The sequence below is a fragment of the Mycobacterium bourgelatii genome (genome assembly GCF_010723575.1).
GTDB classification, from domain to species: domain Bacteria; phylum Actinomycetota; class Actinomycetes; order Mycobacteriales; family Mycobacteriaceae; genus Mycobacterium; species Mycobacterium bourgelatii.
The window spans coordinates 4,874,991-4,895,724 of the sequence record NZ_BLKZ01000001.1 but is presented as its reverse complement, the minus strand read 5'-3'; the positions used below and the strand labels follow the sequence as shown (position 1 = coordinate 4,895,724).

The 20,734-nt window shown below is 66.2% G+C and carries 17 protein-coding genes; 7 read left to right on the top strand and 10 right to left on the bottom strand.

The features are described from left to right. Window positions 1-47: 47 nt before the first annotated feature. The 5 genes from cysC to G6N68_RS20965 all read right to left on the bottom strand — a co-directional run bounded on the left by cysC (window position 48) and on the right by G6N68_RS20965 (window position 7,970). The gene (gene cysC / locus G6N68_RS20990) at window positions 48-1,964 is read right to left on the bottom strand and encodes an adenylyl-sulfate kinase (RefSeq protein WP_163716432.1); all 1,917 of its coding nucleotides are present in this window, start codon (window positions 1,962-1,964) and stop codon (window positions 48-50) included. Further along, entirely contained in the window at window positions 1,964-2,881 is a 918-nt protein-coding gene (gene cysD / locus G6N68_RS20985) for a sulfate adenylyltransferase subunit CysD (protein ID WP_163716429.1), read from the bottom strand. Before cysD ends, cysC begins: the two co-directional genes overlap by 1 nt. Then, window positions 2,878-3,681: a trehalose 2-sulfotransferase gene (gene stf0, locus G6N68_RS20980; protein WP_163716426.1), complete on the bottom strand. Its 804-nt coding sequence runs from the start codon at window positions 3,679-3,681 to the stop codon at window positions 2,878-2,880. Before stf0 ends, cysD begins: the two co-directional genes overlap by 4 nt. Window positions 3,682-3,826: 145 nt before the next feature. Continuing rightward, entirely contained in the window at window positions 3,827-5,974 is a 2,148-nt protein-coding gene (locus G6N68_RS31005) for a serine/threonine-protein kinase (protein WP_240355544.1), read from the bottom strand. Window positions 5,975-6,320: 346 nt separating this feature from the next. Then, window positions 6,321-7,970, bottom strand: coding sequence for a PucR family transcriptional regulator (locus G6N68_RS20965; protein WP_163716419.1), 1,650 nt, complete (start codon window positions 7,968-7,970; stop codon window positions 6,321-6,323). Window positions 7,971-8,054: 84 nt separating this feature from the next. On the opposite strand from G6N68_RS20965, the gene pruA reads away from it, so the two are divergent. The 3 genes from pruA (at window position 8,055) to G6N68_RS20950 (ending at window position 12,399) form a co-directional block, all read left to right on the top strand. Next, a complete protein-coding gene (pruA, locus tag G6N68_RS20960; RefSeq protein ID WP_163716417.1) occupies window positions 8,055-9,686 on the top strand; it encodes an L-glutamate gamma-semialdehyde dehydrogenase in 1,632 nt (543 codons plus the stop codon). Further along, window positions 9,686-10,654, top strand: coding sequence for a proline dehydrogenase family protein (locus G6N68_RS20955; protein ID WP_163716412.1), 969 nt, complete (start codon window positions 9,686-9,688; stop codon window positions 10,652-10,654). Before pruA ends, G6N68_RS20955 begins: the two co-directional genes overlap by 1 nt. 110 nt (window positions 10,655-10,764) lie before the next feature. After that, window positions 10,765-12,399 carry a PE family protein gene (locus tag G6N68_RS20950; RefSeq protein WP_163716409.1) on the top strand — a complete coding sequence of 545 codons (1,635 nt, stop codon included), beginning with the start codon at window positions 10,765-10,767 and terminating at the stop codon, window positions 12,397-12,399. Window positions 12,400-12,415: 16 nt separating this feature from the next. Here G6N68_RS20950 and G6N68_RS20945 read toward each other — a convergent pair whose 3' ends face one another. The 5 genes from G6N68_RS20945 to G6N68_RS20925 are packed head-to-tail and all read right to left on the bottom strand — an operon-like array spanning window position 12,416 to window position 15,628. After that, window positions 12,416-13,033, bottom strand: a complete 618-nt coding sequence (locus G6N68_RS20945; protein ID WP_163716408.1) for a TetR/AcrR family transcriptional regulator — start codon at window positions 13,031-13,033, stop codon at window positions 12,416-12,418. 3 nt (window positions 13,034-13,036) lie between these two features. Continuing rightward, window positions 13,037-14,206 (bottom strand): lipid-transfer protein, encoded by a 1,170-nt coding sequence (locus tag G6N68_RS20940; RefSeq protein WP_163716405.1) that lies wholly within the window; start codon window positions 14,204-14,206, stop codon window positions 13,037-13,039. After that, window positions 14,203-14,676 (bottom strand): MaoC family dehydratase, encoded by a 474-nt coding sequence (locus G6N68_RS20935; protein ID WP_163716403.1) that lies wholly within the window; start codon window positions 14,674-14,676, stop codon window positions 14,203-14,205. Before G6N68_RS20935 ends, G6N68_RS20940 begins: the two co-directional genes overlap by 4 nt. Further along, window positions 14,673-15,086, bottom strand: coding sequence for a Zn-ribbon domain-containing OB-fold protein (locus G6N68_RS20930; protein WP_163716399.1), 414 nt, complete (start codon window positions 15,084-15,086; stop codon window positions 14,673-14,675). Before G6N68_RS20930 ends, G6N68_RS20935 begins: the two co-directional genes overlap by 4 nt. Next, entirely contained in the window at window positions 15,086-15,628 is a 543-nt protein-coding gene (locus tag G6N68_RS20925) for an FAS1-like dehydratase domain-containing protein (RefSeq protein WP_163716396.1), read from the bottom strand. The genes G6N68_RS20930 and G6N68_RS20925 overlap by 1 nt, the downstream gene beginning before the upstream one ends. A 299-nt stretch (window positions 15,629-15,927) precedes the next feature. On the opposite strand from G6N68_RS20925, the gene G6N68_RS20920 reads away from it, so the two are divergent. From G6N68_RS20920 to G6N68_RS20905, 4 genes are read left to right on the top strand one after another with little or no spacing between them, the layout of a single operon-like run. Next, complete coding sequence (locus tag G6N68_RS20920; RefSeq protein ID WP_163716393.1) at window positions 15,928-17,388, top strand: aldehyde dehydrogenase family protein; 1,461 nt, start codon at window positions 15,928-15,930, stop codon at window positions 17,386-17,388. 29 nt (window positions 17,389-17,417) lie between these two features. Continuing rightward, window positions 17,418-18,332 carry an alpha/beta fold hydrolase gene (locus G6N68_RS20915; protein ID WP_163716390.1) on the top strand — a complete coding sequence of 305 codons (915 nt, stop codon included), beginning with the start codon at window positions 17,418-17,420 and terminating at the stop codon, window positions 18,330-18,332. Window positions 18,333-18,392: 60 nt separating this feature from the next. Further along, window positions 18,393-19,223 (top strand): esterase/lipase family protein, encoded by an 831-nt coding sequence (locus tag G6N68_RS20910; RefSeq protein WP_163718835.1) that lies wholly within the window; start codon window positions 18,393-18,395, stop codon window positions 19,221-19,223. A 9-nt stretch (window positions 19,224-19,232) separates the two neighbouring features. Then, window positions 19,233-20,636 carry an acyl-CoA synthetase gene (locus G6N68_RS20905; RefSeq protein ID WP_163716387.1) on the top strand — a complete coding sequence of 468 codons (1,404 nt, stop codon included), beginning with the start codon at window positions 19,233-19,235 and terminating at the stop codon, window positions 20,634-20,636. Window positions 20,637-20,734 lie beyond the last annotated feature (98 nt).

The following is a 20,734-nucleotide window of genomic DNA, read 5'->3' as shown; positions in this document are numbered from 1 at the left end:
CTGCTCCACCAAGTGATTGGCTCGCGGTGAATCTAGATCAACACCAGCTAGCGCGGGCTGCGTTCGTTGAGCAGCGCGATGACCTGCGCAACGAGTTCGTCGATGTCGGCGCCGGTGGTGTCCAGCACCAGATCCGGATCCTCCGGCGGCTCATAGGGCGCGTCCACACCGGTCAAGCCCTTCAGTTCGCCCTTGCGTGCTCGCGCATACAGCCCCTTGGGGTCGCGCTTTTCGCATTCCTCAAGGGAGGTGCTGACGTGAACCTCGATGAACGGAAGTTTGGCGGCGTCATTGAGCGCGCGGGCCGTCTCACGGTCCGACTTCAGCGGCGACACCAACGATGCCAGCGCCACCACGCCGGCGTCCGCCAGCAATCGCGTCAAATGCCCCACCCGCCGGATGTTTTCGGTCCGGTCACCGGGTGAGAAGCCCAGATCGTCGGACAGGCCGTGGCGCAAGTTGTCGCCGTCCAGCAGGTACGCGATCCGTCCCGACTCGACCAGTGCGCGTTCCACGGCGACCGCGACCGTCGACTTGCCCGAGGCGGGCAGGCCGGTGAACCAGATGGTCGCGCCGGACTGGCCGGTCGCTTTCCAGCGGTGCTTGCGGTCCAGTGCCGACGGATGCCAACGAATGTCGGTGCGGGCGTGGGTACCCGGCTTGACCTCCCGGGCTTCGATGATGGTGCCGGCGCCGACGGTGTCGTTGGTGGTCTCGTCGATGAGGATGAAAGCGCCGCTGTCCCGATTGTTGTCATAGGGGTCGGCGACGATGACCGAGCTGGTCCGCAGCGTCACCGTGCCAATGTCGTTGAGGGTCAACTCAACCGGCTGATCCAACTCGTCAAGCGTCTCGGGGTCCAAGCGCGAGTGCAGCTCCTGGACGGTGGTCCGCACCGTCTTGGTGGTCTGCTTGAGCGCCAGCCGGTCACCGGCCCGCAACGGCGAGTCGACGAACCAGCAGACGTGTGCGTCGATCTCACGGGCCAGCACGGGTGGAACGGCATCCTCGGCGCCGCTGATGAACACGTCGCCGCGACCCACGTCGATGTCGTCTTCCAGCTCGATCGACACCGACAGCGGCGCAACGGCTGTCGTACGGTCATCGTCCAGAGTGTCCAGCGCGGTCACCCTCGAACGCGTTCCGGCGGGCAGCGACACCACCTCGTCGCCAACGCTGAGAGTTCCCGCCGCGAGCCGCCCGGTGTAGCGACGACGTTGGTCGTCCGTCGGACGCGAAACCCACTGCACTGGCAGGCGAAGCCGGGACGGCTCGGGCTGGGGGGCGGCCAATTCGACGTTTTCCAGGTAGTCCAGCAGCGTCGGACCGTCATACCACGGCGTTCTCGTGGAGCGGTGTACGACGTTGTCGCCGAGCTTGGCCGCGATCGGGATCGTCTGGATGTCGACGTCGCCGAGGCGTTCGGCCGTCTGGTTCAGTTCTTCCTCGACCCTGCGAAACGCATCCTCGTTGAAGTTGACCAGGTCGATCTTGTTCACCGTTGCGACAAAGTGCTTGATACCCAACAGCTTTGCGATACGCGCGTGCCGGCGCGTCTGGCGCAGCACACCGGCGCGGGCATCGACCAGCAGGATCGCCACGTGCGCGTTGGAGGCGCCGGTGAACATGTTGCGGGTGTAGCGCTCGTGGCCTGGTGTGTCGGCCAGGATGTAGCTGCGGGTGGCGGTGGAGAAGAACCGGTAGGCCACGTCGATCGTGATGCCCTGCTCGCGTTCTGCGCGCAGACCGTCCGACAGCGCGGCCAGATCCGCGATTCCTTCTTCGTCGGTGACGGCGGCCAGATGGTCCAGCGGCAAGCTGTCGGTGTCGTGCAGCAGCCGTCCGATCAGCGTGCTCTTGCCGTCGTCCACCGAACCCGCGGTGGCGATCCGCAGCAGCTGTCGCGTTATGCCCTTGGCCGGCTGGTAGCTTTCGGCCGGCTCAGACTTCTCGGTGGTGGTCATCAGAAGTAGCCCTCTCGCTTACGGTCTTCCATCGCGGCGGCCGAAGTGCGGTCATCGGCGCGGGTCTCGCCTCGTTCGGACACCGTCGCCGCCGATATCTCCTTGATGACCCCGGCGATGTCGGTGGCCTTGGAACGCACGGCGCCGGTGATGGTCAGGTCCCCGACGGTGCGGTACCGCACCCATTCCTTGGACGCCTGCTCGCCGTCCTGGGGGCTGGCGTATTCCGAGACCGCCAGCAGGATGCCGTCCCGCTCGAACACCTCGCGTTCGTGCGCGTAGTAGATGGACGGGATTTCAAGCTGCTCCAGCTCGATGTAGCGCCACACGTCCAGCTCGGTCCAGTTGCTCAGCGGGAACACGCGTACCTGTTCGCCCTTCTTGATCCGCCCGTTGTAGAGCGTCCATGGCTCGGGGCGCTGGGCACGAGGGTCCCATTGGCCGAACTCGTCGCGAAAGCTCAGAATGCGTTCCTTGGCGCGGGCGCGTTCCTCGTCACGGCGGGCACCGCCGAACGCCGCGTCGAATCCGTTTTCTTCCAGCGCGTCCAACAGCGTGCGGGTCTGCGCCCGGTTGCGCGACGCGGTCGGACCGGGGTCGGGAACACGGCCCTTGTCGATCGATTCCTGCACCGAGGCCACGATGAGCCGGTGGCCCTGGCCGGTGACCCTACGGTCCCGAAATTCGATGACCTCCGGGAAGTTGTGCCCGGTGTCGACGTGCATCACCGGAAACGGCAGTGCAGACGGGCGGAAAGCCTTCTCCGCCAAGCGAAGAAGCACGATGGAGTCCTTGCCCGCCGAGAACAGCAGGACCGGCTTTTCCAGTTCGGCGACGACTTCGCGGATGATGTGTACCGCCTCGGCCTCCAATAGCCGCAGTTCGTCGACGTGCAGAGTCTCCGCGGTTGCGGTCATGTCGGTAGTCCCTCTCTTTCGGCATCCGCTCGGTATCGGTCTACCCATTCGTCCGAGCGTTGATCGGCCTGGCGCTGCAGCACCGGTTCCGGTGCCAGCCGCGGGTCGAGACCGAGGCGCTCAAGGATGTCGCCCACCACCTGAGTCAGGTTGCGCCACAACACCGGATACGAAATCTCGATCGGTTTGACATTCTCCTCGACAAACCAGTTCCGCCAGCCTTCTTCCTGGGCGCGCAGCATCTTGACGACGTAAGCGATCGCCCCCGCGTGGTAGGTGGCGCGCGCATCCCGGACCGGGTCCGGCCGGCCTCGCCACACCCGGGTCTGGACGGCTCGCCAGAAAGACACCGCCTGCGAGACCACATCGGGCCGGTGGATGTGAATGAGCAGCGGATCCTCGCCGACGACGTCGCGAATCGCCGACAGCAGACCCTCGCCCGATCGATCGGGTAGTCCGGCCGCGCGTTCCAACAGTAGCGGCGTCTGGTTCCACATCAGCTTGCCGCCCCACACGCCATTCGGGGTTCGGCCGACCGTGCGGATGTAGTCGCGCCAGATCTCCGGCGGCGCGAGGTCGGGTTTTCCTTCGTCCAACGGATCGAGCAGGCTCAGAATCGACTCGTCGTCGACGTCTGCGAACCACTCCCGCGGCTGGGGAGATTGGCTGGTGGTCGGCAGGTACTGAAAGAACTCCTGAGGCTCGCCGGCCACGCCGGTAGCGCGCAGCGATTCGACCAGCAACGTGCTGCCACTGCGTTGCGAGGCCAGCACCAGGTAGGACTTCGGGGGATCTGCCATCCGCAAAGCCTAACCGCACGCAAATCCGGTGCAACACAGGGATTTACCTTCATGCTGAACTTAACTCTTGCACTGAAATGCGATTAGTTCGATCGCGTATGCACTGTCGAATTCCATTTCGACAGGGCTTCGGCATTAGCGTCGTTCACTCACCGGTGCGCACCAATTCGACCGTTTCATTATATGAAGCGGTGCAACGAGTTTGGCCCGTGACGTTGCGATGTCCGTTACCGGTAAGCGTGCTGATCGGTTCTTCGTGCGGTTCCGGCAGGGGGTATTCCAAATGAATTTCCGAGTGCGCCGTGCCATTATCGGCATTGCACTTACTATCGGTGTCCGTATCGTGCGTCCATTTATCGTGTGCAAACAGGTATCGTGCAAACCAGTCTTCAGAGCCGGTCAACAAACTGATGCAGCGCTCGCCGGTGCGTAGGCAGTGCGTCTCAACGGACGCTTCCCATGACCACGGCGGCCAACCGTTGTCAGGGGTTTCCGTTCCGCGGTACTGGCCGTAGAACCCTTGGGCGGCAGAAGCCGTCCACGCCGGCAGGTTGACCGGATTGCTGGCTTCGTTTTCCGTGGCGTCGCCGACCCGGGTGAAGGTGACGGTTCGCTCGGTGCTGCATGAGGTTTCGGTGATGCTGCTCTCTGCGCGGTAATCGCCCGTCATGGTTCCGTCCGACTGAGGCTGCAGGGTGATGACGGTCCAGTACTCACCGGGGAACTTGCAGCCCTTGAAGCCGGTGACGCCGTCGGGCGCGGTGGTGGGCCAGGAGGTGCTGACGGATTGCCACTTGCCGTCGACTTCGTCGAAAACGAAGTCCGACAACAGGGTGGGACCGCCGTTCGCCGAGGCGGTGGCCACGCAACCGTTGGATCCACATTCGGAGCGGACGGACCACTGTCCGGTTGACGCCGTCCCGCCTTCGTCGGCTTTGCCGTTGGTGGCCGACGGGCCGAAGTCCGCGCGGTACAGACCGGCCGGAAAGGAGGCCAAGCGCGTGGTCGGCGGTATGGGTGCCGGCTCGTCGTTACCGCGGAACGCAATCACCAGGCCGGCGACGACGGCCGCGATGACAACGACAGCCGCGGCCGCCCAGGCGCCCCGGTGCTTGCGGCGTGGTTGGTCACCGGCGGGCGGGGCGGGCTCCGGCGACGGTGCCGGTGGCTGCGCGGGCAGGAAAGAAACGGGACCGCGCCGCTCGGTGGGCTCGCTGGTGGGGCCGCTGGTGGGGACAGACCGTGGCTGGGGCTGCGCGTAGCTGGGGCGGGCCGGCGCGGGGATGGGGTCAGACGGGGCAACGGGTTGCGGTCCGGATCGGGGTCCGGACTGGTAGGCCGGCGGCCGGGCGGGCGGTGCGTACCAAGGTTGGGCCTTGGGCGGGGCCTTCTGTTGCGGCGCGGGCTGCGGTTTGGGCTTCGGCTTCGGCTTCGGCTGCGGGGGTGACTCGGGTGGCGGCGGGGGCCGGCGCTGTTTGACGGGGGCCGTTATGGCGTTGCGAGCCGCGACGGCCAGTTCTCTGGTGCTGCTGAATCGCTCCGCCGGCTTCTTGGCCATGCCCCTCGCGATCACGTCATCGATGTCGGGGGGCAGGTTGGGGCGCATCTTGGATGGGCGTGGGGGCGGTGCGGTGAGGTGGGCACCCAATTGCTGTTCGAGACTGTCGCCCGGGAAGGGCTGGCTGCCGGTGAGGCATTCGTGCAAGACGCAGGCCAGCGCATAGATGTCGGCGCGATGGTCACTGCGGTCACTGGTCAAACGTTCGGGTGCCAGATAGGCCCAACTTCCGATGACGCTTCCGGTGTTGGTCAGGGAGGTCTCCCCGGTCGTGCGGGCGATGCCGAAGTCGATCAGGTAGGTGAAGTCGTCATCGGTGACCAGGATGTTGGAGGGCTTGACGTCGCGGTGGACCAGGCCGATGCGGTGAGCGGCGTGCAGCGCCGCGGCCACCTGGTCGATGATGTAGACCGCGCGCTCGGGCGGGAGCGGTGCGCGTGCCACCAGGGTCTGCAGGTCGCAGCCCTGAATCAGACGCATCGTGACGAACAGGCGTCCGTCGATCTCACCGAAGTCGTAGATGGGCACCACGTGCGGCTCGTCGAGTCCCGCCGCGGAGCGGGCTTCGCGACGGAATCGTTGCTGGAAGGTCTCGTCGTCGGCGAGTTCGTGGGGCAGGACTTTGAGCGCGACCACCCGCTCGGTGACGGTGTCGAATGTTCGCCACACCTCGCCCATGCCGCCACGACCCAGCACCTCGATCAGGCGGTAGCGGCCGAACGGCGTCCCGTCCAAGTGGCCTCCCCGTTAACTGCTATTCGCTAACCATAGAGTTCGCCAACGGGTTCGCCCAGCGAAATCGGCAATATCGGCGTCGAGCGACGGTGCTGCAACTTCGCTCAGCACCGTCATGGGGGCGGAAGTGTCGTACCGGTTTGTTTGCGTCTCGGGCGCCAAATTAGCCCCAGCCAAAATCGCAATTACCCAACCGATAGTGATCACGGTGCCAATAGCCACGCCGCGCTTCGGGTTAACCGGTCCGATTGAGCTGGAACAAAAGCGATGATTGCCAACTTGACGCAGGCGCGGATGGGGACGCGACGGCGAGCCCGTACTGGGGCGCTAACCAAGTATTACCCGGCTACCGCGGTCTCTCGAGTGCCCGCAGTGCCAGCGAAAAGACCAGTCGGGCATCCGGATCGGCCAGTGAGGTCGACAACAGTTTCTCGATCCGTCGCACCCGGTAACGCACCGTGTTGGGATGCACCTGCAGCGTGTTTGCCGCGACTGCGACGTCGCCGAAACTGTCCAAGTACGAACGCAATGTTTGCGCCAGCACCGGATCTTGTTGCTGCAGTTCACGTATCCGTTCATCGATGAGCCGCGGGTCGGCGGAGACCATGGTGACGATCTCATCGAGCAGAACGGTGGTGCGCGCCTCCTCCAGGGATGTGACCGGCTTGATCGAGATCGGGTGCCGCTCAGCGCTATCGAGCACCCGGTCCACTTCGCTGCGTGCCGTCGCGATTGCGCTCAGCCCGGCGATGGGCGCAGCGATCGCCGCCCGCAGTTCCACGCCCAACTGACTGCGCAACGCGCCGATCGTGCCGCGCACCCAGGAAGCAATCGAGCGACTGGCGGTGATCTGCGGTAGCAGCACGTAAACGCGTGAGCCGTTCGAAGCTACCTGGGCATCAGGACGAAATGCGCTGGCGCTCAGAGCCAAAACGTCGGTCAGCCGAGCATGGCGGGCATTCGTTCCGTTGGCATCGGCGGCATCATTGACGGCATCGGTGGTGTCGAAGCCGATCAGCGCGGCGTTGCCGGCGTTGCTCCCGGTGGCCAGGCCGAGCTCGCGGGCGATCATTTCCACGTCGCCGGCGTCGCCCTGTTCTCCGGGGCCGCCGGGGTCCAAGCCCAACAGCTGCTGCACCCGTCGGGCGTGCGCGGACGGTTGGCTCGCCAGGCGCTTCATGATCCGCGCAGCCAATACCGCCGCGCCCCGCATCATCTCCTCGGCGTCATCGGCCAGCGGCCGCGTGCCCTGCTGAACCCAGATCGCACCGGCGAACACCGGCGGCCGTCCGGCTTGCGGTTGATGGATGCCTATTGCCAGACGCGGACGCAGCCCCAGTTCCGGACGTTCGGCCACGCGCACCACCTGGTCACCGGCCCGCAGCGCGTCGAAGATGCCCCACTGGCCGATCCACTTGAGGTGCTCTGGCGGGCCGGCGCGTCCCAGGATGGACAGCCGGCGCAATTCGTCGGCCTCGTCGTTGGAGGCCGAATAAGCCAGCACGTGTGACTGCGCATCTTCGATGCTGACCATGCCGTGGATGCGGTCGGCCAGGGACTGCGCAAGTCCAAACAAGTCAGTACCCGAGTCGTCGGTCGTTGGGTCGCCGTGGTGCTCCAAGACGTGATTGACCAGCCGGTAGAGGCGTTCCCAGCGGGCCTGTGGCTCGACGGCCACGACGGCCGATCCGGCGCGGACCGCCGTCGTCACGAGTGCTTCCGAGGGTTGCTTGACGAAGATCGCCACCGGCGCGTTCGTGCGCCCCTGGATATGCCCCTTGATCCAGTGCAGCGCTTCGTCGGCTGTCACGCCCAACAGGAAAAACACGTCCGCCGAGCTGGACGCGGGCGCCAGGCCCAGGCGCACGTCGTCGGAATCGATCAGCGCGGCCGATGCGACCGGAAGGTCCAGGCCGCGCGGGGCGCTGACCAAATTGACCATGGTCGCGTCCAGCGCCAGCAGCAGTTGACCCAGTCCCACACCGGTCGTGCGCATATTGTCCGATTCTACTAGTAAGAGTCATATGTCTTGTCCGACACGACAACCATCTCGAGCGGTTCCGGGGGGATCCTGGCAAACATGGACGCCATCACCGAGGTTCCCGTACCGGCCAACGAGCCGGTTCATGACTACGCACCCAATTCCCCCGAGCGCGTCCGGCTGCGTGCCGCGCTCACCGCGCTCGCTGACCATCCGATCGATCTGCCGCACGTCATCGGTGGCCGGCACCGAATGGGCGACGGCGAGCGCATCGACGTCGTCCAACCGCACCGGCACTCGGCCAAGCTCGGCACCTTGACCAACGCCACCCACGCCGACGCCACGGCCGCCATCGATGCCGCCATGGCCGCAAAAGGCGACTGGGCGGCATTACCCTTCGACGAACGGGCTGCGGTCTTCCTGCGCGCCGCCGACCTGCTGGCCGGGCAGTGGCGAGAGAAGGTTGCTGCCGCGACCATGCTGGGTCAGTCAAAGTCGGTGTATCAGGCTGAGATTGACGCGCCCTGCGAATTGATCGACTTTTGGCGGTTCAACGTCGCGTTCGCGCGGCAAATCCTGGCGGAGCAGCCGATCAGCGGCCCGGGGGAGTGGAACCGCATCGACTACCGCCCGTTAGACGGGTTCGTGTATGCGATCACGCCGTTCAACTTCACCTCCATCGCGGGTAACTTGCCGACCGCCCCGGCATTGATGGGTAACACCGTGGTGTGGAAACCGTCGATCACTCAGACATTCTCGGCCTACGTGCTGATGCAACTGCTGGAGGCCGCTGGGCTGCCACCTGGCGTGATCAATCTGGTCACCGGCGACGGATTCGCGGTTTCGGATGTGGCACTGGCCGATTCGCGGCTAGCCGGCATTCACTTCACCGGGTCGACGGCCACCTTCCAACACCTCTGGCGGGAGGTGGGCGCCAACATCGGTACCTACCAGAGCTACCCGCGGCTGGTCGGCGAGACCGGGGGGAAGGACTTCGTGGTCGCGCACGCCTCGGCGCGCCCGGATGTGCTGAGCACCGCGCTGATCCGCGGCGCGTTCGACTACCAGGGCCAGAAGTGCTCGGCGGCATCGCGGGCCTTCATCGCGCACTCGGTGTGGCAGCGGATGGGCGATGACTTCTTGGGTGCCGCTTCTGAATTGCGCTATGGCGATGTCACCGACCTGTCGAACTTCGGCGGTGCGTTGATCGACGAGCGTGCCTTCGTCAAGAACGTCGACGCCATCGAACGGGCCAAGGGCGCCGCCGGGATGACCATCGCCGTCGGTGGCGAATACGACGACAGCGAAGGGTATTTCGTGCGCCCGACGGTGCTGCTGTCCGACGACCCGACCGACGAAGCGTTCAGCACCGAGTACTTCGGCCCGCTCTTGTCGGTCCACGTCTACCCCGACGACCAGTATGAGCGGATCCTCGAGCTTGTCGACTCCGGCACCCGCTACGCGCTCACCGGGGCGATCATCGCCGACGATCGCCAGGCGGTGCTGACCGCGCAGCACCGGTTGCGGTTCGCGGCGGGCAACTTCTATGTCAACGACAAGCCGACCGGCGCCGTGGTCGGACGCCAGCCCTTCGGCGGATCGCGCGGATCGGGAACCAACGACAAGGCCGGGTCGCCGTTGAACCTGTTGCGTTGGACGTCGGCCCGCACCATCAAGGAGACGTTCGTCCCCGCCACCGACTACCAGTACCCGCACATGGCGGTCGACTGATGGCCGGAATCTTCGCTCACACCGTACGACCGGCTCTGTTGGGCGCCAGTCGGTCCACCGGGCTACGCCGCGTGGTGGAGCGGTCACCGGTCAGCCGCCAGGTGGTGCGCCGGTTCGTGCCCGGGGACACCCTGGATGACGTGATGGATACCGTTGTTGTGCTTCGTGATTCGGGAAGATTCGTCAGCATCGACTATCTCGGCGAGAACGTTACGGATGCCGACGATGCGACCGCCACGGTGCAGGCCTACCAAGGGCTGCTGGACCGACTGGGTCGCCGCGCCGACGCCGTGGCGGAAGGGGTGCGCCCGCTTGAGGTCTCGCTCAAGCTGTCCGCGCTCGGGCAGGCCCTCGAGCGAGACGGCAAGAAAATCGCCCTCGACAACGCGCGCATCATCTGTGAGCGGGCCGAGCAGGTCGGTGTCTGGGTGACCGTAGATGCGGAAGACCACACCACCACCGACTCGACCCTGTCGATCGCAGGGGATCTGCGAGTCGACTTTCCTTGGGTGGGCACGGTTTTGCAGGCATATCTGCAACGCACCGTAGGTGACTGCGAAGAGTTGGCCGCCGTGGGCGCGCGGGTGCGGTTGTGCAAGGGTGCCTACGACGAACCCGCGTCGGTGGCCTATCGGGACGGTGCGGACGTGACCGATTCGTACCTGCGGTGTCTACGGGTGCTGATGGCGGGATCGGGGTATCCCATGGTGGCCTCGCACGACCCGGTGCTCATCCAGGCCGCGGCGGAGATGGCCCGCGAATCAGACCGTGGTGCAGGTGATTTCGAGTACCAAATGCTGTACGGCATTCGCGACGACGAACAGCGGCGGCTGGTTGCCGCGGGCAACCAGGTACGGGTCTATGTTCCGTTCGGAACCCAGTGGTACGGGTACTTCATGCGACGGTTGGCCGAACGTCCCGCCAACCTCGGGTTCTTTGCGCGAGCATTGGCGCACCGTGGACGGTAAGCCCGGCGCAGAGTCGGGCACAAACAGCGGATCGCCAACGCGGATCGGCGATATGATCGCTGAACGCGCACTGGCACGCGAGCTGTAGCCAGTGTCGGGGGAGGTGCAAGATGTCGTTTCTACTCGCCCAACCGGAGATTCTGGACGCAGCAGCCGCAGACTTGTCCGGCATCGCCGCCGCGATCCGCAGTGCCAACGCGGCCGCCGAAGGCCCTACGACCAGACTGTTGGCCGCCGCCGCCGACGAGGTTTCGGTGGCCGCCGCGAGGCTGTTTGGTGCGCAGGCGCAGTCGTATCAGGCGCTGAGCGCCGAAGCGGCCGCGTTTCATCAACGGTTCGTGCAAGCGCTGAGCACCAGCGCCAGCGCGTATCTCACCGCCGAAGCCGCCAGCGTGAATCCGCTGCAGGCCTTCGAAGAGGCGGTACTGAACGCCATCAACACCCCGACGATGGTGTTGCTCGGACGTCCGTTGATTGGCAATGGCGCCGATGCGACCGTGGCCGGCCAGGCCGGTGGCGCCGGCGGAATCTTGTACGGCAACGGCGGAGCCGGCTTCACCAGCACGACTTCAGGTGTGCCGGGAACCAACGGCGGAAGTGCCGGCCTGATCGGCAATGGCGGCAACGGGGGAAGCGGCGGCGCCGGCGCGGCGGGCGGTCACGGTGGCACGGGCGGGATCCTGTTTGGTCACGGCGGAGCGGGCGGGAACGGCGGAGCGACTCTGAATCCCCTCTTCGCCGGCGGTGCCGCAGGTTCGGGAGGCGACGCACTGTTGTTCGGCCATGGCGGCGCCGGTGGCGCCGGCGGGGCGGGTAGGTCCGGTTCGACCGGCGGCTCCGGAGGACTCGGCGGGTTCTTCTGGGGCAACGGCGGCAACGGCGGCGCGGGGGGTGAAGGACTGGTCGCCGACGGCGGCACGGGCGGTGCGGGTGGCGCCGCGGGGCTGTTCGGTCAAGGCGGAGCCGGCGGCCATGGTGGCGTCGGCAATTCAAATGGCGGCGCGGGCGGATCCGGTGGCACCGGCGGGCTGGTCGGGGACGGCGGTGCCGGAGGCGCTGGCGGCGATGGGCTACGGCTGGGCGGGTCGGGCGGCGACGGCGGCTCGAGCCGATGGATCGGTCAGGGCGGCGTCGGTGGCGACGGCGGCGGCGGCACCTCGGCGGCCACCGGGGTCGGCGGAGCAGGCGGCAACGGCGGCACCGGCGGGCTGCTCTACGGCGGCGGCGGCAACGGCGGCGTGGGCGGAGTTGGTGCCGCGGACGCGGGTGGCGCCGGCGGTCAAGGTGGCGCGGCGGGGATGATCGGTCGCGGGGGAGCTGGCGGCTCTGGCGGGGCCGCCCCCAGCGGCGTGGGGGGCCACGGTGGCTCCGGCGGCAAAGGCGGCTGGTTTGGCGACGGCGGATCCGGCGGGTTCGGCGGAGCCGGCAACTTCGGTGGCGGCGCCGGTGGCAACGGAGGCATCGCCGGCTTGATCGGCATGGGCGGTGTCGGTGGTAACGGCGGCGCCGGCAATATCGTGGACGGCCGCGGCGGCAACGGCGGCGACGGCGGGATGTTCTACGGCAATGGCGGCAACGGCGGCAGCGCGGGTGGCACCGGTACGAGCGGCGCCAACGGCGGCAACGGCGGGAACGCAATACTGATCGGCAATGGCGGCACTGGCGGGGCTGGCAGTGGGGGCCAGCACGGTGGTGCCGGTGGATCGGGCGGGCGAATCTCTGGCGCCGACGGCTTGCCTGGCTGAGGCGGCGGCCCGGGGGCTAACCCCCGCGCCTGGGCCGTGGACGCTCACTGGCAAACCCGCGCACCACATGCGCGCGCACGAACTCCGCCACCACCTCGGGGTCGTCCAAGTTCAGCGACGATGACGGAGTACTGAAGAGCGAGAACAAGATTCGGGCGAACCACTCGCCGGCCGCCGCCACGTCGAGGTCCTTGCGGACCTCTCCGGTGATCTTGGCGGCGGACAGGTGCGGGGCGAGGAAGTCGACGCATTCACGCAGCAGCACTCCGGCGTCCTTGGTCAGCAGCAGGCTGACCGCGTCTTCGTCGAAGTACTTTTCGGCGGCGATCGCCCGTCGGGCCTGGCTCACGAAAACCGCCGCCTGGCTGAGCTTCTCCTCCAAGGTCTCGCCCTGACTCATGGCCTTGGACATCTCCCGGTAGAACTGCTCGGAAGCATGTTCCGCGCTGGCCTCCAGGATGGCGGCCTTGTCGGTGAAGTACTCGTAGACCGTGCTCCGGGATACGTTGGCCGCCTTGGCGATATCGACGATCGTCGTCTTCTGCAGCCCTTGCTTCCGAAAGCACGCGTAGGCGGATTCGATGATGAGTGTGCGCGTGTCCGTTGCTTGGTTCGCCGCAGAAACCGGGCCCATGGGCTATCTCGCCGGCTCGAGAATGAGACCGCTGGTGGGTACCCCGGTGCCGGACGTGACCAGGACGTGTTCGACGTTGTCGACCTGGTTGTACGACGTGCCGCGCACTTGGCGCACGGCCTCGGTGATGCCGTTCATGCCGTGGATGTACGCCTCGCCCAGCAGGCCGCCGTTGGTGTTGATCGGAAACTCGCCACCCAGTGACAGCCGCTCGACGGTGGCGAAGTCCTTGGCCTCGCCGCGACCGCAGAACCCGAGCTCCTCGAGTTGGGTAAAGACGAACGGCGTGAAATGGTCGTAGATGAAAGCGGTTTGGATGTCCTGGGGCTTGAGGCCCGAGTCCCGCCACAACCTTTCCGCGACCACGCCCATTTCGGGCAGCCCGGTGATGTCCTCGCGGTAGTAGCTGGTCATCATCTCACCGTCGGCCGCCGCGCCCTGTGCGGCAGCAGTGATGATCGCCGGGGGCTGGCGCAGGTCGCGGGCGCGTTCGGCGCTGGTCACCACCAGCGCGACACCGCCGTCGCTTTCCTGGCAGCAGTCGAGGAGGCGCAGCACGGGTTCGACGATCCAGCGCGAATTCTGGTGGTCTTCCAAGGTGATTGGCCGCTCATAGAACCATGCGTCGGGGTTTCGGGCGGCGTGCTTGCGATCGACTACCGCGATGCGGCCGAAGTCTTCGTTGGTGACCCCGTAGGTCGACATGTAGCGCTGGGCATGCATGGCGACCCAGCCCGCCGGTGTTATCAGCCCGAATGGCGCGTAATGCGCCATGAAGAGCGGAGTTTCGGCGCTGGTACGTCCGCTGCCGCCGAAGCGGAAACCGGACCGCTCGTTGAAAGCCCGCCAGCACACCACCACGTCGGCGACGCCGGTCGCTACGGCCATCGCCGCGTGCACGACGGTGCCCGCCGCCGCACCGCCGCCATGGTGAACGCGGCTGAAGAAGCTCAGGTCGCCGATCCCCACATTGCGCGCGATGTCGATCTCGTCGCTGGCATCCATGGTGAACGTCACCATGCCGTCGACATCGCTGGGCGCCAACCCGGCATCGTCGATTGCGGCACTGACTGCCTCACAGGCCAATTGCAGCTCGCTGCGCCCGGAGTCCTTGGAGAACTCGGTCTGGCCTATGCCGACGATGGCCGCCGCGCCCGGCAATATGCTGCTCATGCGGCGGGGCCGTCCAACAAGCTGATGATGGCCGTGCCCGACACGTGGTTGCCAAGGCTGTTGGCGCCCTGGAAGGTCACCTCGACGAAGTTCTCGCCCGGCAGGTCGTCCGCGCCGCCTTCGGACTTGCCGGTCACGCTGCCGGTGAAGCGCAACGGGTCGTCCGGAAAACTGGGCACTCCCAGCCGAATCGACAACTTCTTGACCTTCGCCTCGGGTCCTGCCCAGTCGGTGAGAAACCGCACGCAATATCCGTTGGTGGTCAGGATGTTCATGAACAAGTTGGGCGAGCCCTGTTTCTTGGCGTACTCGTGGTCGTGATGCACCGGCATGAAGTCACGCGATGCGATCGCCCCCGCGACGATCATCGTTGTGGTGATGGGTATTTCGAGCGGGGTAACCTCGTCACCGACAGAGATGTCCTGCCAGCGCAGCGTCTCGAACTTTGAGGCACGGGTGGCGGCGGTCATTGAAGTCCTTTCGGCCGAAACTGGTGCAGCACAAGATCGCCGGAGGCGCCTTCGAACGTCTCATAGAAGACCTCGACCGGCATGCCCACCGTGACATCGTCCGGGTCGATGTCGCGGAGATTGGACAGCACACGCACCCCCTCGGACAGTTCGACCAGCACCACGATGTACGGATAGTCGAAGAACGGGAATCGAGGTTGATGCGGCATCACGTAGCTGTAAACCGTTCCCTCGCCGGAGGATTCAATCGCCTCCCAGGACAGCGACCGGCACTGCGGGCACATCGGGCGTGGGGGATGCCGCAGCTTCCCGCACCCGCTGCAGCGCTGAATGAGCAGCTTGTGCTCGCGCAGCCCGTTCCAATAGAACTCGGTGTCCCGGCTGATGGTCGGGGCCAGTCGGGTGCTCATCAGCGTGCCGGCTTGAATCGCAGGACCCGGAACCGCTGTCGGCCCAGTACTTCTCCATCTTTGTTGGTATAGGTCGTCAACCACGTCAGGAAGAAGCCGGTACCCAGCGCGGTCTTCTTCTCGTCGGAAACCGATTCGTAGACCGTCGTCGCGCTGATGTGGTCGCCCAGTCGTGGGTAGCGCTCGATTTCGAATTCCGAGTTCGTCGCCACCGTGCTCGTGTACCCGGCCTCATCCAGGAAGGCGGTCGGATTGTTCTTGATTTCCATTGGAGCGCCGCCACGTTCGCCGATCCCCTCCAGTTTCGGCGACGGCATGGTCCACGTCTGCAGCATTACCGGAGGTGACACGATGCCGCCGAAACGCGATCTGGCCGCGAATTCCGGGTCGAGATAGACCGGGTTCATGTCGTTGAGTGCATACGCCCAGTGGCGAATCATGGGCTGGTTCACCGGGTCCGGCGCCACCGATGGCTTTCCGGTGCCGCCGGTGGGCTGGCCGACGAGAGCCCGCACTTTGGCCTGAACGTCAGAATCGGTCACTTAGGCAGTCCTCCTTGCCGGATGTCCTCGTGCTTGACCGGCGCCCGAAAGTCAGTGACGAGGGCGGCGCAGAATCGGCGTGCACGGTACACCTCCCGAGACCCTCGATCCGACAGATTTAGCCAATCTGTCCTGCGAAATGTGTCTACTCTGCGTCCTTGACCGCTGTCAACACAGCGTCAACACCGTGGAATGTCCGTGGAATTCGACTTGCAATTCGACCGGTGATCATTGACTGGCGAGTCCGGCCGGGTGTACACCGGGTGTTTAGATGACCGACGCCTGGTGAGGAAAAGCGCATGGCGGAATTACCTCAGTTAGTTGACACCTACCAGCTGTACATCGACGGGCGATGGGTCGAGCCGGAAAGCGGTCGCTACGACGACATCTCCCCGGCCACCGAGGCGGTCATCGCAACCGCACCCGACGCCAGCGTCGGCCAGGTCAGCGAGGCGATCGCCGCCGCGCGTCGCGCGTTCGACGAAGGCCCATGGGGCACGATGACCAACCAGGACCGCGCGGCGTGCCTCAATCAGCTGGGCGAGGCTCTGATGAAGAACGCCGACGAGTTCTTCGCGCTGTCCCAGCTGGAGTGGGGATGCATCGCGAACGAGCGCGTAATGCAAGTCGACGGCGCGGCTTTCATGTCCATGTACGCGGCGCAGCTCGCAGCGGAGTTGGCGGACGAACCCGTCACCGGGATCGGCGCCGGCACCACGCTGCTGCGTCACGAGCCGTTGGGCGTGGTGTCGATTCTGACGCCGTGGAACTTCCCGCATTGCCTCAATGTGATGAAGCTGAACAACGCGCTGGCGGCGGGCAACACCGTCGTCCTCAAGCCGTCGCCGCTGACCCCGCTGGCCGGGCTCGCCCTGGCGCGGATCATCGACGAGCACACCGACATTCCGCCGGGTGTGGTCAACGTCGTCACCCCGTCCGGCATCGATGCCGCCAAGCTGCTCACCACCGACCCGCGCATCGACATGATCAGCTTCACCGGTAGCTCGGTGGTCGGACGCCAAGTCATGTCTGCCGCGGGCGACACCCTGAAGCGAATTCTGTTGGAGCTGGGGGGCAAATCGGCCAGCATCGTGCTGGACGACACCGAGGTCACCGACGCCATGCTGGAGCAGATGCTGTTCGACTGTTGCTCGCTGCACGCCGGGCAGGCCTGCATCCTGCACAGCCGCCTGCTGCTGCCCGACTCGTTGCACGACGACGTCGTCGACCGACTCGTCGCGCTAGCCCGCGAGGTCAAAGTCGGTGACCCCACCGATCCCGACGTGCAGATGGGTCCGCTGATCAGTGCGGCACAGCGCGAGCGCGTGGAGGCCCACGTCGCCGGCGCGGTGAACGAGGGAGCCAAAGTGGTGACCGGTGGCGGCCGCCCAGCCGGGCTGGACGTGGGCTTTTACGTCGAACCGACGATCCTCACGGACGTCGATCCGAATTCGACGGTTGCTCAGGAAGAAGTGTTCGGGCCGGTGCTCAGCGTGCTGCGCTACCGCGACGACGACGATGCGGTCGCGATAGCCAACAACTCCCAATACGGGCTGTCGGGCGCGGTCTGGGGCACCGACGTCGACCGTGCCCTCGGCGTGGCCCGCCGCATCCGCACCGGCCAGATCGCCGTGAACGGCGTCGGCCCGGGCGCCGCTCCGTTCGGCGGCTTCAAACTCAGCGGGTTGGGCCGGGAGGGTGGCGGCATCGCCGGCCTGCACCAATACATGGAGCTCAAGGCGATCGGGGTTCCTGCGTAGCGGACACACGCTCGTGAAAAGCTTCGGGCATGGTCGTACCGATTGCCCGCCCCAAGCTCGAGGGGAATATCGCTGTCGGTGAGGACCGGCAGATCGGATTCGCCGAGTTCGGCGCCCCACAAGGACGCGCGGTCTTCTGGCTGCACGGAACTCCCGGCGCGCGTCGGCAAATCCCCACCGAAGCCCGCGTCTACGCCGAGGAAAACGACATCCGTCTGATCGGCGTCGACCGGCCGGGAATCGGCTCCTCGACGCCCTATCAGTACGAATGCATCTTGGCTTTCGCCGACGACCTGCGGACCATCGCCGACACGCTGGGCATCGACAAGATGGCCGTCGTGGGCCTATCCGGCGGGGGTCCGTACGCGTTGGCGGCCGCGGCCGGCCTGCCCGACCGCGTGGTGACAGCCGGGGTGCTCGGCGGTGTTGCGCCGACCCGAGGCCCGGATGCCATCCGAGGCGGGCTGATGGACCTTGGCTACGCGGTGGCGCCGTTGCTGAAGCTGGGCGGCGCCCCGTTACGGATCGGCGCGACCCTGTTGATCCGGGCCGTCCGGCCGGTCGCGTCGCCCGCGCTGGACATCTACGCTTTGTTGTCGCCCGAGGCCGATCGCCATCTGCTGACCCGGCCCGAGTTGAAGGCGATGTTCCTCGACGATCTGCTCAACGGCAGTCGCAAGCAGCTCGCCGCGCCCTTCGCCGACATCATCGCCTTTGCCCGGGACTGGGGATTTCGACTCGAGGAGGTGAAGGTCCCGGTCCGGTGGTGGCACGGTGACCACGACCACATCATCCCGTTTTCGCACGGCGAACACGTTGTCTCCCGGCTGCCCGACGCCAGATTGTTCCATCTGCCCGACGAAAGTCACCTGGCCGGCTTGGGGCGTGGCGAGGAGATCTTGGCCACGTTGATCGAGATTTGGGACGCTGAACTGCAGAAATAGTTCGCATGTGAGCCATCCGATACAAATGTGTATCGCCAACGCGGTTGTATGTGACAAACTATTGCCGTGTCCCAGCCTTTCGACAACCGTCCGGCCGACGCCCCCGCGCTGTTCCTCTACCTGACCGACATACCGCGCGCCGGCATCGAGTACGGGCAACTGCTCACCGTCCTACCGCTGCAGCGGGTGCTGCCTGCCGGCGACGGCCACCCGGTGCTGGTGCTACCCGGCCTGATGGCGGGTGATGGGTCCACCTGGATCCTGCGGCGCATCCTGAACCGGCTCGGGTATCCGGCGTACGGCTGGGGACTCGGGCGCAACATCGGTCCGACGGCCAAGGTCGTCAACGGGATGAGCGAACTGCTCGACAAGCTCCAGGCCCAACACCAGGCCCCGGTCAGCGTGATCGGGTGGAGTCTGGGCGGCATCTTCGCGCGGAATCTGGCCCGCAAGAACCCGTCTGCCGTGCGGCAGGTGATCACCTTGGGTAGCCCGTTTGGGATGCGGCACGCCAGCGAGTCCCGTTCCACCTGGAGCTTCAACCGCTTGTCCCACCTGCACGCCGAGAAGCACGATTTGCCGCTGCAGATGGAACGCGAGCCCATGCCGGTGCCCACCAGCGCGATCTACTCGCGGTTGGACGGCATGGTGGCCTGGCGGACGTGCATGAACCCGCCGTCGGAACGTGCCGAGAACATCGCCGTGCGCAGCAGTCACATCGGTTACGGCCACAACCCGCCGGTGATCTGGGCGATCGCCGACCGGTTGGCGCAGTCCCCAGATTCCTGGGCGCCGTTCCGGCCGCCGCCCGTGCTGCGACCGTTCTTCCCGAAGGTTGATGAGGCGCCCGAGCGGCATGCGTCCGCCGATCCGGAGATGCGTCCGGCGTAACCTGCACACGTGCTGCTGGCTTCACTGAATCCTTCGCTCGTCAACGCCACCGATATTGCCGACGCGGTCAGCATCGACGGGGTAACCCTCAGTCGCAGTGACCTGGTGGGGGCGGCAACCTCGGTCGCCGAGCGCGTCGCCGGCGCACATCGCGTCGCCGTGCTTGCGACGCCGACGGCGTCGACCGTGCTCGCCATCGTCGGCTGCCTGATCGCCGGAGTGCCCATCGTCCCAGTGCCTTCCGACGTCGGCGTGGCCGAACGTCGGCACATGCTTTCCGACTCCGACGCGCAGGCCTGGCTGGGGCCGGTGCCCGACGAGCTGGAAGGGTTGCCGCACATCCCGGTGCGCTTGCACGCACGCTCCTGGCATCGCTACCCCGAACCGTCGCCCGATGCCGTCGCGATGGTGATCTACACCTCGGGCACCACCGGCGCGCCCAAGGGTGTTCAGGTGAGCCGACGGGCCATCGCCGCCGACCTGGATGCGTTGGCCGAGGCGTGGCAATGGACGGCCGACGACGTGTTGGTACACGGCCTGCCGCTGTATCACGTGCACGGCTTGGTGCTGGGTCTGCTTGGATCGCTGCGCGTCGGAAATCGCTTCGTGCACACGGGAAAACCGACACCGGCCGGATACGCGGCGGCTGGCGGGACGTTGTATTTCGGCGTCCCGACGGTGTGGTCGCGGGTGGTCCGTGACCAAGCTGCGGCCGAGGCCCTGCGCCCGGCACGGCTGTTGGTATCCGGGAGCGCGGCGCTGCCGGTGCCGGTGTTCGAAGGGCTGGAGCGGCTCACCGGACATCGACCCATCGAACGCTACGGCGCATCGGAATCGTTGATCACCGTGTCGACCCGCGCCGACGGCGAACGCCGCCCCGGTTGGGTGGGATTCCCGCTGGCGGGTGTGCAGACGCGACTGCTGGACGACGCCGGCAACGAGGTGCCGCACGACGGTGAAACCGTTGGCAAGCTTCAGGTTCGGGGACCGACCTTGTTCGACGGGTATCTGAACAGGCCGGAAGCCACCGCCGAGGCGTTTGACGACGACGGCTGGTATCGCACGGGCGATGTCGCCGTCATCGACGACGGCGGCATGCACCGAATCGTCGGGCGAGAATCCGTCGACCTGATCAAGTCGGGCGGATACCGCATCGGCGCGGGCGAAATCGAGACGGTGCTGCTTGGTCATCCGGGCGTGGAGGAAGCCGCGGTGGTGGGCGTCCCGGACGAGGATCTGGGCCAGCGGATCGTGGCCTACGTCGTCGGCTCGGCTGGCCCTGATGACCTCATTCAGTTTGTGGCCGAACAGCTTTCAATGCACAAGCGGCCGCGCGAGGTGCGCATCGTGGAGTCGTTGCCGCGTAACGCGCTGGGCAAGGTGCTCAAGAAGGTATTGCTCGCGGAGGGCTGAGCTTTTCTGGGCGCGAGGGCGCCCATATGTACGTCTGTTGCGGGGTTTTGGCGTACATATGGGGACGCTCGCCGATGCTCGAGAAGCCGGCGGGCGAC